At 63.8% G+C, this 13,073-nt stretch carries 10 protein-coding genes and 1 pseudogene; all 11 read left to right on the top strand.

From position 1 onward, the window contains the following. The first annotated feature begins 1 nt into the window (after position 1). On the top strand, positions 2-1,276 hold the full coding sequence (locus NKH83_RS12295) for an ABC transporter substrate-binding protein (protein WP_352804607.1): 1,275 nt from the start codon (positions 2-4) through the stop codon (positions 1,274-1,276). 76 nt (positions 1,277-1,352) lie between these two features. After that, complete coding sequence (locus NKH83_RS12290) at positions 1,353-2,198, top strand: carbohydrate ABC transporter permease (protein ID WP_352804605.1); 846 nt, start codon at positions 1,353-1,355, stop codon at positions 2,196-2,198. Then, positions 2,195-3,037, top strand: coding sequence for a carbohydrate ABC transporter permease (locus NKH83_RS12285; RefSeq protein WP_352804602.1), 843 nt, complete (start codon positions 2,195-2,197; stop codon positions 3,035-3,037). The genes NKH83_RS12290 and NKH83_RS12285 overlap by 4 nt, the downstream gene beginning before the upstream one ends. A gap of 21 nt (positions 3,038-3,058) precedes the next feature. Then, positions 3,059-4,099 (top strand): ABC transporter ATP-binding protein, encoded by a 1,041-nt coding sequence (locus tag NKH83_RS12280; protein WP_352804599.1) that lies wholly within the window; start codon positions 3,059-3,061, stop codon positions 4,097-4,099. 34 nt (positions 4,100-4,133) lie between these two features. Then, entirely contained in the window at positions 4,134-5,414 is a 1,281-nt protein-coding gene (locus NKH83_RS12275) for an amylo-alpha-1,6-glucosidase (protein WP_352804597.1), read from the top strand. Between the two features lie 192 nt (positions 5,415-5,606). Beyond that, complete coding sequence (locus NKH83_RS12270) at positions 5,607-7,010, top strand: SWIM zinc finger family protein (RefSeq protein WP_352804594.1); 1,404 nt, start codon at positions 5,607-5,609, stop codon at positions 7,008-7,010. A 37-nt stretch (positions 7,011-7,047) separates the two neighbouring features. Further along, on the top strand, positions 7,048-7,983 hold the full coding sequence (locus NKH83_RS31625; RefSeq protein WP_502895566.1) for a DUF5691 domain-containing protein: 936 nt from the start codon (positions 7,048-7,050) through the stop codon (positions 7,981-7,983). A gap of 47 nt (positions 7,984-8,030) precedes the next feature. Beyond that, positions 8,031-8,447 (top strand): hypothetical protein, encoded by a 417-nt coding sequence (locus NKH83_RS12255; protein ID WP_352804592.1) that lies wholly within the window; start codon positions 8,031-8,033, stop codon positions 8,445-8,447. An 18-nt stretch (positions 8,448-8,465) separates the two neighbouring features. After that, the gene (locus NKH83_RS12250; protein ID WP_352804589.1) at positions 8,466-9,545 is read left to right on the top strand and encodes an ATP-binding protein; all 1,080 of its coding nucleotides are present in this window, start codon (positions 8,466-8,468) and stop codon (positions 9,543-9,545) included. Positions 9,546-9,549: 4 nt separating this feature from the next. Next, positions 9,550-11,807 (top strand): annotated as a pseudogene (locus NKH83_RS12245) (DUF5682 family protein). After that, complete coding sequence (locus NKH83_RS12240; RefSeq protein ID WP_352804586.1) at positions 11,800-13,041, top strand: VWA domain-containing protein; 1,242 nt, start codon at positions 11,800-11,802, stop codon at positions 13,039-13,041. The pseudogene NKH83_RS12245 and the gene NKH83_RS12240 overlap by 8 nt, the downstream one beginning before the upstream one ends. Positions 13,042-13,073 lie beyond the last annotated feature (32 nt).

Here is a 13,073-nt window from a genome sequence, read left to right as displayed (position 1 = left end):
GATGACGATGAATGCGTTGAGGACATTGGCAGGTGCGGTGCTGGCGTTGTCGCTTGCTGCCGGCGCAGCACAAGCCCAGCAGGTGTTGTTCTGGTCGACACAGGCGCGACCAGTGGAAGAGACACAGAAGATGCGCAGCGAAGTGCTGAAGGGGTTTGACGGCCAGGTCGACTATCAGGTCGCCGAGGACGGGCCCTGGCTCACCCGCCTTCAGGCCGAACTGCAGGCCGGCTCCGGCACCATAGGTGTGCTCGGCGGCCTGCACGGAGACTTCTCCACCGTGGGCGCGAACCTTGTCGATCTCTCTGGCGTCGATCTCGGTGGCGTCAGGGTCAACGAGACCTACAAGAAGCTCGGCATGCTCGGCACCGGCGAGCAGAAGTACCTGCCATGGATGCAGGCCACCTTTCTGATGGCGGCAAACAAACAGGCGCTGCAATATCTGCCGGCCGGCACCGATCTCAACACCATCACTTATGACCAACTGATCGAGTGGACGAAAAACATCGCTGAAAAGACCGGTTCGCCCAAGTTCGGTTTTCCGGCCGGCCCGAAAGGGCTGAAGCATCGTTTCTTCGAGGGTTTTCTCCTTCCGTCTTATACCGGTTCGATGGTGACCAAGTTCCGCTCGGCGGAGGCCGAGACGGCGTGGAACAAATTCAAGGAGTTGTGGCAGTACACCAACCCGAATTCGCCCAACTATGCCTTCATGCAGGAGCCGCTGCTGACCGGCGAAGTCTGGGTGGCATTCGATCACGTGGCGCGCCTCGCCGACGCCTTCAACCAGAAACCGGACGAGTTTGTCGCCTTCCCGGCGCCGGCTGGCCCGGCAGGCCGCGGCTACATGCCGGTGGTGGCCGGTGTCGCTATCCCGAAGACCTCGCCTGACATGGACAAGGCCAAGGCGCTGGTCGCCTATATGCTGAAACCGGAAACCCAGATCGCGACGCTGAAGGCGACAAACTTCTTCCCCATCGTCGACGTCAAGCTGCCCGACGACATGCCGGCCTCGGTGAAGGCCTTCAGCCCAGTGATCGCCACCATGACAGCAGCTCCCGATGCGTTGCCGGCGCTGCTGCCGATGGGACTTGGCGGCCTCGGCGGCAAGTTCAATCAGATCTACACCGACAGCTTCGAGCGCATCGTGCTCGGCGGCGAGGATGTGCACGGCGTGCTCGACGAACAGGCGACGGCGCTTAAAGCGATCATCGAACAGGCGAAGGCGCCGTGCTGGGCGCCCGACAAGCCATCGCAAGGCGCCTGCCCGGTCGACTAAGAATCCTCCCTGGGCGTCCGGATTTCCAGCGCGCCGGGCGCCCACCCGTTTTCAAGCGTCGAATAGAGAGCGCTCCATGCACGGCAAGGCCCTTCCCTATCTGCTGCTGATGCCGGCGACGCTGTTCCTCTGCGTCTTCTTCCTCTACCCGTTCGCGCTGGTCGCCTTCGAGGCGTTCACCCGCGACGGCGGCTTTACGCTCGACAATTTCCGCACCATGGCGGGCAGCTGGAAGTTTCCGGTCACGGTCCGCAACACGCTGCTGCTGAGCGCCATCGTGGTGCCGATCCAACTGGTGATGGCGCTGCTAATGGCAACGGTGGTGTCGCGGCTTGAAACCGGGCGCAGCACCGCGCTTTACATCTTCGCTATTCCGCTCGGCATCTCCGATCTCGCCGCCGGGCTGATCTGGCTCGCCATCTTCGACCAGTCCGGCTTCCTGAACACCTTGCTCTCCAATCTCGGCGTCATCGACAGGCCGGTTATGTTCCTCGGCTACCAGAGCAAGCTGACGATCTTCATCGCCGTGGCGCTGGCCGAGATCTGGCGCGCGACCGCCATCATGATGGTCATTCTGGTCGCCGGCATGGGGCTGATCCCCCGGGAATACTACGAGGCGGCGGAGGTTTTTGGCGCTAGCCCGTGGAAGCGCTTCATCAAGATCACGCTGCCTCTGCTGCGCCCAAGCCTGCAGACGGCGATCATCCTGCGCGTCATCCTTGCCTTTGAAGTCTTTGCTGTGGTTGCAGCACTCGGCGGCACCAATCTGCCGGTGCTGATGGGCGAGACCTACAATTGGCAGTTCACGCTGCAGGACCGCAATGTCGCCGCCGCCATGGCGCTGTTCATCCTCGCCATCTCGATCGGTTTCACGCTGTTCTTCCTGCGGGTGCTGCGTGTGCCGAAGGAGGCGCGGATATGAGCACGGTCGCGGAGCTCTCGATCGCCGCGCCTGAGGCCCGCAAAGCCGGCAACTGGTTGCTTGTCGCCGCCGTCATCCTGCTTTGCGTCTGGGTGCTGCTGCCGATCTATCTGTTGATCGTCAACGCGCTGTCGTCGCCGGAAGAGGTGACCGCCTTTCCCAAGCGCTTCTTCCCGTCATTCGATTTCGGCAGCCTTTCTTTCTTCATCAATTTCGCCGGTGTCGCCAAGGCGCTGTGGAACTCCGTTCTCGTCGCCACGCTGACGATGCTCCTCTCGATCGGCTTCGGCGCACCCGCGGGCTACGCGCTGTCGCGCTTCGATTTCCCAGGCAAGGAAACGTTCCGTTTCCTCGTGCTGATGACCCGCGCCTTCCCGCTGCCGCTGCTGGCGCTGCCGCTGGCGGTGATGTTCATCCGCACTGGCCTCGACGATACCGCGATCGGGCTGGCGCTGGTCCACACCACGCTGGCGCTGCCGTTTGCGGTGCTGATCACCTTCTCGCTGTTCTCCGGCATCCCAGTCGAGCTGGAGGAAGCTGCCTGGACGCTCGGCTGCACGAGATTGCAGGCATTCCGAAAAGTCATTCTGCCGCTGGCGCTGCCGGGCATCGCGGCGTCGGCGGTGTTTGCCTTCACCATCTCCTGGAACGAGGTGTTTGCCGCCGCAGTGCTCACCATAGAGAACCGGACGCTGACCGCCTTCCTGCTGCAGAGCCTTGGCGAATCGCCGCTCTACCTCAAATTCGCCGGCGGTGCTGCCTTGGTTATCCCGGCGCTGATCTTCATCTTCGCCGTCCGCAAATATCTGTTCGCCATGTGGGGGATCGCCAATCGATGACGCGCACAAAAGAGAACGCCGATGGCTGAGATCGTCATCAAGCAGGTGGCAAAACGTTTCGGCGGCTTCACGGCGCTGCATTCGATCGACCTGACCATCGCCGACCAGGAATTCATGGTGCTGCTTGGCGCCTCGGGCTGCGGCAAGACCACGCTGCTGAGGATCGTCGCCGGGCTGGAAACGCCAAGCCAGGGCGAGGTCTGGATCGGCGGCCGTCGCGTCGACCATCTGCCGCCGCGCGACCGCGGCATCGCCATGGTGTTCCAGAACTACGCGGTCTTTCCGCACCTGACGGTATTCGAGAACATCGCCTTCGGCCTGCGCATGAAGAAGCTGCCGCAGCAGGAGGTCGACGGGCGCGTCAACCGCACCGCGGAGCTCATGCATATCGAGCAGCTTTTGAAGCGCTATTCGGGCCAGCTTTCCGGCGGCCAGCGCCAGCGTGTGGCCGTCGCCCGCGCGCTCGCCATGGAGCCCGATGTGATCCTGATGGACGAGCCGCTGTCGAACCTCGACGCGCTGCTCAGGCTCGAAATGCGCGCCGAGCTCAAGGGCGTGCTGGCGGCGTCCAAGACCACCACCATCTACGTTACCCACGACCAGGTCGAGGCGATGAGCCTCGCCGACCGCATCGCTGTCATGCATCAGGGCCGTATCGTCCAGGCCGCCTCGCCGGTAGAGGTCTACCGCAATCCGGCGGCCCGCTTCGTCGGCTCCTTCATCGGCAACCCGCCGATGAATTTCATCCCGGCGACGAAGACTGCGAACGGCAACTGGACCGTCGCCGGGGTGACGCTGCCCGGCCCCAAATCGGACAAGCAGACAATAGAATTCGCCATTCGCCCCGAGGATGTGGACGCCGGCAACGAAGGTATTAACGCCACCGTGCGCGTCGTCGAGCCGCTCGGACCGCACACGCTGGTCACTTGCGATGTCGAGGGCGGCCTGTTTCGCGCCATCCTCGAATCGAATGCCACGGTCGCGGTCGGCGATCATCTTCGGCTTGCTCCCAAACCCGACCGCATCCGCTGGTTCGATCCCGAAACCACGAACGCCCTTTGATTCCTCCTTCGATCCTGAAAGCACGAACGCCTCAATGATATCTCTTGCCATTGACGAAACCATCGCCCGCGCCGTCGAGGTGCTCAGGGAAAACGACCAAGGCACCTACACCATACCGACCAAAGGCCTCTACCCGTTCCAGTGGAATTGGGATTCCTGCCTGACCGCCCTCGGTCTTGCCCACTATGACGAGGCCCGAGCCTGGACCGAGATCGACACGCTGTTCGCTCACCAGTGGCCGGACGGCATGGTGCCGCACATCGTCTTCCATGTCTGGAGCGACGGCTATTTCCCCGGGCCGGAGGTCTGGCGAACGGACCGCCCGACCGCCACCTCGGGCATCACCCAGCCGGCAGTCGCCGGCTTTGCCGTGCGCCGCTTGTTCGACCGGGCCAAGGACAAGAAACTGGCGGCCGAGCGCGCCCGCGCGCTGCTGCCGAAGATCGACGCCTGGCACCGCTGGTTCTACGAAAATCGCGACCCGAACGGTGAAGGGCTGGTCGCCATAATTCACCCATGGGAGTCCGGCCGCGACAACTCGATCGACTGGGACGAGGCGTTCGAGCGCGTGCCGACCGAAGGCGTCGAGCCCTACACCCGCCGCGACATCCTGCACGCCGACCCTGCGCATCGACCGACCAGGGCCCAGTACGATCGCTATATCTGGCTGCTGCAGCATTTCCGCGAACTTGGTTGGGACAACACCCGGCTGCACGATGCCTCGCCCTTCCAGGTCGTCGATCCCGGCTTCAACGCCATCCTGATCCGTTCCGCCGCCGACCTTGCCGATCTCGCCGATACACTTGGCGAAACTGAAATCGCAGAAGCCAATCGCGCCCGTGCCGAAAAGGGGCTTTCGACGATGGAACGGCTGTGGAGCGACACACATGGCCAGTACATTTGTTTCGACCGAGTGGCCGGAAAGCTCGTGGACAGCGCGTCGGTCGGCGGCATTCTGCCGGTGTTTTCGGCCATTCCGGAAAGCCGGGCAGCGGCCATCGCTGCAACGATCGAGCGCATCGCCGGCAAAGCGCGTTACATCGTCCCCTCGCACGATCCTGGCGATGGACGCTTCGACCCAAAGCGCTACTGGCGCGGCCCGGTCTGGCTGGTGGTCAATTACATGATCGCCGACGGCCTTGCCGCCGCCGGCCACAGCCAAATCGCACAACGGATCACGCAATCCAGTCTCGACCTGATCGCCGAGAGCGGTTTTGCCGAATATTACGGTCCCCTCAGCGGCGAGCCGCTCGGCGGCAATCGCTTCACCTGGACCGCGGCGATGGTGATCGAGTTCCTGAAGGGCAGAGCCTGAACGCTTCCGCCTAGGCCGCCGGCTGCCAAAGCCCGTTCTGTCTGCCGAATAACAGTCGACCCCATTTGCGTCTGAGGCATGTCCTGGCCCATCAAACAGGGCCAAGGCATGCCCAATCTTCACCATGCCAGAGCTATAATAATTCGTCACAAACCGCTATCTATACTGCGTCGGGGCGGGGAGAAGCGCGGCTTGGAATTCGATCTGAAGACCATTGAGGCGCTTGCTCCCGATCAGGCGTCGCTGAGCGCCGCCTCCAAGCTCACCAAACGAACGAACTGGCCGCGGCTCGAAAAGCATGAGCAGCAGGCGCTCATCTGGGGCGAATGCCAGGGCTCCGGCTCCAATCCTTATCGAGTGGTGGTCGACACGGGTGATCACGGCTACCAATGCACCTGCCCTTCGCGCAAATTCCCATGCAAGCACACGCTGGCCCTGATGTGGATTGCCGCCACCGCGCCAGCCAGTTTTGCCGCGGCCGATACCACGCTGGAATGGGTGAACGACTGGCTTGGCCGACGCCGGAAGACGGCGTCACAGCCGGTGCAGCAACCGGCACCGGGCGCGGAAGCCAAGAGCATTGGCGAAGCCGCACGGGCGGACGAGAGCGCCGCCGTTGAAGATAACGCAACGGTCGAGCGTCGCGAGGCGGCGCAGCGCAAGCGGGCGGAAAGCACACGAGAAGCAGTGTCGGCGGCGCTCGATGAACTCGACCAGTGGATTGCCGACCAGTTGAGGCTCGGTCTTTCCGGGTTTGTCGACGCCAGCAGCGACCGTTGCCGGCGGATTGCTGCGCGGCTGGTCGATATGAAGGCAGCGGCGCTCGCCGGCCGTATCGACGAGATTCCGTCGCGGCTGATGGCGCTGCGCAGCGAAGAACGACCGGATGCGGCGATCCGCGAACTCGGCAAGCTCGTGCTGCTGGCCAAGGCCTGGCGGTCGGCGCCTGATGATCCCGAGCTGAAGCGGCTTGTATCGACATCCGAAACCCGCGAACAGGTGCTGGCCAATCCCGATGCAATGCAAGTCGAAAGTCTCTGGGAGGTTGTCGGCGAGAAGATCGAGACCCGGCGCGATGGTTTGGTCAGCCATTCGACATGGCTGCTCGATCTGAAAAGCTCCACACCACAATTTGCCCTGCTGCTCGATTATTTTCCCGCCTCGGCCGGACGCCGATCCAACGCCTTCTCGCCAGGCGATCGCTTCAATGCCCGGTTGGTCTTTTATCCATCACACCGGCCACTCCGGGCGCTGGTGGCAGAACGCATGGGCGACGTCGCATCGGGCCCGTGGCCCGATTTTACCCTGGGCGTCGCCAAGGATCCGCTGGCTGCGCATGTGTGCCATCAGGATGCCGCTCCCTGGCTCACAGATAGCCCTCTCATGCTGCCGCCTGGTCCGATCCTGGTCGACGATCGGGGCGCAGCCTGGTGGCAGGCCGCCGATGATCCGCAAGGGCTCGCCTTGCCGATCAGTGGCGCCGTCAATCAGACATTGCTCGGCCTCGACCTTGCCGCCACGGCAGCGCTCTGGGACGGCGCTCGGCTTGACCTTCTGGCGGCTCAAAGCGGGTTCGGGAGGCTTGACCTGTCGTGAATGAGGGCGAGCAAACAGGCCTGGCGACCATGCGCGATTGCTGGATCACCGGCGGAGCCACCTTCGATCTGGCTCCGGCCGCCTGGAAGGCAATCGCAGGCGGCGCAAGTCCCGACGAGCAGGAGCGCCGGCTCCTGGCAATTGCAGCGCAAGCGCTCGACGTCGCCTTGCGGCCGGCGGCGCCGAAGACGCTCAAGCGGCGGCCGCCGCTGCCCGGGCTTGCCTTGCCAATGCTGCCGGAGCGGTTGCGGCCGCTTTTGCGCGCCGCCCTGAAACAAGCCGCCGACGCAAGGCGCAAGACGCGCGTGGTGACGCTTGTCGCCAGCCGCGGCTTCGTGCTCCACCCAATGGACTGGATGCCCTCGTCGGATCAGAACAGCCCGGATGTCTACGCTCCATGGATCGACTGGCAAGCCAGTGTGGATGGAGAAAGACATACCCGCAAGAGAAACTCACAGCGGAAAATTGGGATGAGTTCTATCCCGCCGCGCGCCGCATCGCGCTGGCCGATATGCGCCGGCGCGAACCGGCCGCGGCGCGAATGCTGATCGAGGCCAAGGCCTCGGGCGAACCTGCGGAGGTCAGGCTTGCGCTCATCGAACTTATGCGCTTCGGCCTCAATGCCGAGGACGCGCCGTTCCTGAAAAGCCTCGCCACCGACCGTTCCGGCAAGGTGCAGGACCTGGCTGGCCGGTTGCTGGCAAGGTTGGGCGAGCACGGCCATTCGAGCGAAGGCGGGGCGGAGGATCCAGCAGTCGAACTCGCCGTCTTCATCGGCGAAGGCAAATCCGGCTTCATCCGCCGCCGGACCACCTACACGCCGGCGAAACTCAAATCCCGGCGCAGGAAAAGCGCCGCGCCGAATTGTTCGAGACCTGCAATCTGGTCGACCTCGCCAGACGGTTCGGCATCACGGAACCCGAATTCATCGGAGCCTGGCAGTTCGGCGCCGACAACAACGCTGATATCCTGATCGCCCGAATGGTCGCCGCTTCTGGGAGCGACGCGGCGGTGACGCATATGGCGGACATGCTTGTCACCGAAGGCGGCAAACCGGCGCTGTTCGTGTTGCACCTTGTGCCGCGTCTGGACGGCCGCAGGAAACGGGCTCTCGTCCGGCTGATCCTCAAGCAAGCAAATTACCTCAGCGCGATCAATCTGGCGGAAGGCATTGATGCTGGCTGGCTGGAATGGGACGATCTTTCGAACGGGTCAGCTCTTCCCGCTTTGCGTTCCGCCGTTGCGGGAAACGACGAAGCCGTGCGGCGGGGCGCTGACGATATACTGGAAACGATCGGCTACCTTGCCACAGCGACCACAGCAGCCAAATTGATCGACGAGGTCGTCGCTGCCGGTATGCCGCCCGCCGCCCCATCACTCAGTGTCCTGCGTCTCAATGCGGCGCTGGCCGAACATCAGTCTCGAACCGACACATGATCAATCCGGAGAATTCATATGAACGCTGCCATCCGTCTCCCGGTCGAGCAGGCCTATGCCTCTGAATTGCAGGCGCTGGCGCGCGGTGACGACAGGCAAAAACCTGCCGGCTGGAGCCTGTCGCCACAGGCTGTGCTAACCTATCTGCTCGGCGGCAAGGCTAGCGACGGCACATTGATAACCCCGAAATATGTCGGTCGCCGCCGGTTGATGGAAACCGCGGTAGCGACGCTTGCCACCGACCGTGCACTCTTGCTGCTCGGCGTTCCCGGAACCGCCAAGTCCTGGGTATCTGAACATCTTGCCGCCGCCATCATGGGCGACTCGACGCTGATCGTGCAGTGCACGGCCGGCACCGACGAGAACCAGATCCGCTATGGCTGGAACTATGCGCAGCTGCTGGCAACAGGCCCGAGCCAGGAAGCGTTGGTGCCGACGCCGCTCTACCGAGCCATGCAGAACGGCAAGCTCTGCCGGCTGGAGGAACTGACCCGCATGGGCTCGGACGTGCAGGACACGCTGATCACCGTGCTTTCCGAAAAGATGATGCCGATCCCGGAATTGAACACCTCGATCTACGCCCAGCGCGGCTTCAACATTATCGCCACGGCAAACAACCGCGACAAAGGTGTCAACGAGCTCTCCTCGGCGCTCAAGCGTCGCTTCAATGTCGTGGTGCTGCCATTGCCGGAAGACATGGCCGAAGAGGTGGCGATCGTCTCCAAACGGGTCGATGAGATGGCTGGCGGACTCGACCTGCCGGTGCCAAAAAATGTCGGCGAGGAGATCGCCCGTGTGCTGACCATCCTTCGCGAATTGCGCTCCGGCGCGACTGCCGACGGCAAGGTGACGCTGAAGACTCCTTCCGGCTCGCTGTCGACCGCAGAAGCGATCGCCACGATGGTTGGCGGGCTCAGCCAGGCGGCGTGGTTCGACAGTGGCAAGCTCGGCGCCGAAGGTCTCGCCGCCAGCCTTGTCGGCGCGATCGTGAAGGATCCGGTGCAGGATAAGGTGGTGCTCGAGGAATATCTGGAAACGGTGCTCAAGAAGCGCCCCGACTATGCCGGCTATTACGCGGCGCTGAACGCAGCGATCTGACGCCATGAGCCACGGCGACATTGCCTATTTCGGGATACGCCATCACGGGCCGGGTTCCGCCGACAGCCTGGTGCAGGCACTGCAGGATTTGAACCCGGTCGCCGTGCTGATCGAGGGGCCGATCGACGCCTCTGAGCTTCTGCCCATGCTGGCCCGCCCCGAAATGCAGCCGCCGGTGGCGCTCCTTTGCTATCCGGAAGACGATCCGGCTTCGACAAGCTTCTGGCCTTTTGCCGAGTTCTCGCCCGAATACCAGGCGGCGCTTTGGGCTGTGGGCAATAAGGCGACGTTGCAGTTTATCGACCTGCCATCGTCGGCACGGTTCACCACTGCTGCGATCGGTGGCGCGGAGGACACCGATGCGACCGAAGCTACCCAAGCCCCCGAGGATGGTGACGCGGCTCCGCTTCCGCGTGATCCGATTGCCATGCTGGCGCACGCCGCCGGTTATGAGGACGGCGAAAGCTGGTGGTCGGACATCATTGAACAGAACCCGGAACCCGGCCCGATATTTGCGGCCATCGCCGATGCGATGACGACACTGCGGAATGGTGAGGGTCCGATCGCGCAGTTCGAAGCCAAGCGCGAGGCGCATATGCGGCTCGAAATCGCCAAGGCGCGTAAGCAGTTCGAGGGGCCGATCGCCGTCGTCTGCGGAGCATGGCATGTGCCGACGCTGCAGGCCACCCAAACTCAGAAAAACGATCAGGTCCTGATCAAGGGAATTGCCCGGCGCAAGAGCACAATGACATGGGCACCGTGGACCGGACCGCGCCTGGCGCTGGGATACGGCTATGGCGCGGGCGTCGTCGCGCCCGGCTGGTGCAAGCATCTTTGGCGCACGCGCGGTCGGCGCGATGCGGCAACCCTGTGGCTTGCCATGATCGCGGCGCTGCTGCGGGCGAAGGGCCATCTGGTCTCGACCGCTTCGCTGATCGAAGCGGAGCGGCTCGCCCGCGCGCTCGCCGCCATTCGCGAACGGCCGAAGCCCGGGTTCGAGGATTGCGCGACGCCGCGATCGCGGCCCTGTTCAATGGCGAAGCGTTGCTGTGGGGGCTGGTCGAGGCCGAGTTGCTTCTGGGTGCGGACGTCGGCGAAATTCCGCCCGACACACCGCTGGCGCCGCTGATCGAGGATCTGCAGCGTAGCCAAAAGGCGGCGCGCCTGAAGCCCGAGGCGCTGGAGCGGGAACTGTCGGTCGACCTGCGCAGCGAAAGCGGGCTGTTTCGCTCGACATTGCTGCATCGGCTGAGCGTGCTTGGTGTGCATTGGGGCAGACTGACCGATGCCGGTCGCAGCCGTGGCACCTTCCGCGAGCGGTGGACCCTGGCGTGGGAGCCGGAATATGCCGTTCGTCTGGTCGAGAACCTGATCTACGGGCCGACCATCGAAAAGGCTGCCAATGCCCGCCTGATCCAGATGATCGAAACGGCGGCGACGCTCGATACGCTTGCGGCATTGGTGCAGAACGCGATCACGGCAAGCCTGTCGGAAGCATCGACTGCCGGCCTTGCGGCGTTGGAAGCGCGAGCGGCGCGCAGCAGCGAATGCCTGGAGATCCTGGCGTCTGTGCCGCCCCTCGCCGACATCATCCGTTACGGCGAGGCCCGCAAAACGGAGACGAACCGGCTGTCCGGTCTCATGGAGCGGCTGATCGTCGAAGGTGCGATCGCGCTTCCGTATGCTGTACGCGATCTGGATGAGCAAGCCGCCGCGACGCTGGTCGGTGCGATGCGCAAGGCCGATGAGGCGATCAGACTGGTCGAGCCCGGGCAAGACGTGCTGGACGGATGGCGCAACGGGCTGGCGGCCGTACTGGAGGCGTCACGGTCGACGGCGCTGCTGGCCGGGTGCGCCGCACACCTGCTGTATGAAGCTGGTCGCCCGTCCGCCGAAGCCGCCGCCGGGCTGCTCGGGCGACGCCTGTCACCGGGGACGCCTGTCACTGACGCGGCCGGGTTCTTCGAAGGCTTCTTCAGCACAGCCGGTCAACGGCTGATTTATGACGAGGGTCTGCGCGGTGCGGTCGATGGGTGGCTCAGATCCCTTGACGAAGATGCTTTCATTGCGCACCTGCCGTTGCTGCGCCGCGTCTTTTCCAATCTGGATCGCATGGAACGCCGCCGGCTGATCGAAGCGGTCCTCGGCCGCGCGGCGCGCTTACCGGCTGGCGTGACGCCGACGCCGGATGGCGGCGAGGCATGGCGCCGGCACCTGGGGCTGCTTGGACCATTGCTCACCGGAGAAACCGGCAATGGATGACGAGGCCGAAATGAGCGAACCCGGCCCGTTCACTTCCGATGGCGGAAGGGAGCGCCGCTGGCGACTGGCGATCGGCGCCGATGATGAAACGTCTGGGGCACTTTCCAGCGACGACAAACGGCTTTCGGCGGCACTCGACGCTCTCTACGGCGACGGCATTAGCGCCGCTTCTGCCGACCCGCGCAAGCGGCGTGGCGGCCTTGGCCGGTCGGCGCCGCGCGTTGCACAATGGATGAGCGACATCCGCTCCTTCTTTCCGGCGCAGGTCGTCCAGATCGTCCAGAAGGACGCCTTCGAACGGCTGGACCTGAAGCAGATGCTGATGGAACCGGAATTCCTCAAGGCGATCGAGGCGGACGTCAATCTCGTCGCCGACCTGATTTCGCTGCGCTCGGTCATGCCGGCCAAGACCAAGGACATTGCCCGGACGATCATTGCCGATATCGTCGGCAAGCTGATGCAGAAGCTGGAGCAGAAGACCGCCGAGGCAATCCGAGGCGCGCTCGACCGGTCGAGGCGCACCAACCGCCCACGTTCGCGCGATATCGACTGGCAGCGCACCATCTCGGCGAACCTTCGCCACTACCAACCCGAACACAAGACTATCGTGCCGGAGAAGCTGGTTGGTTTCATACGCAAGCAGCGACGGCTGGTCGATCTCGACGAGGTGGTTCTGTGCGTCGACCAGTCCGGCTCGATGGCAAGTTCGGTGATCTATGCCTCGATCTTCGCAGCGGTCATGGCCTCGCTGCCGGTTGTGCGCACCAAGCTCGTCTGTTTCGATACCGCAATCGTCGACCTGACTGAAGAACTCAGCGATCCTGTTGAAGTGCTGTTCGGCGTGCAACTCGGCGGCGGCACCGACATCAACCAGGCAGTCGCCTATTGCGCCGACCGTATCGAGCGGCCCACCAAGTCGCATCTGGTGCTGATCACCGACCTCTTTGAAGGCGGCAATGGCCAGGAACTGCTGCGGCGGCTGGCGGCGCTGGTTCGATCCGGCGTCAATGTCGTCGTGCTTCTGGCGCTGACCGATCAGGGACGGCCCGGCTATGATCCAGCGATGGCAGGTTCGGTCGCGGCACTTGGCATTCCGGTCTTCGCCTGCACGCCGGATCTGTTTCCGGACATGATGGCGGCGGCACTGCGGCGGGAGGATATCGGCGCCTGGGCGGCGGGAGCCGACATCAAGCTCATTCGCGCCGAGGCTGAGGCGCCTGGGATGCATGAGTGAGCGTTTGCCTCGGTCCAGAATACCGGGCCGCC

Origin of the sequence: Mesorhizobium sp. M0909, assembly GCF_040319515.1 — a bacterium.
GTDB lineage: Bacteria > Pseudomonadota > Alphaproteobacteria > Rhizobiales > Rhizobiaceae > Mesorhizobium.
The sequence above is the reverse complement of the archived record's forward strand: the minus strand, read 5'-3'. Positions and strand labels throughout refer to the sequence as shown.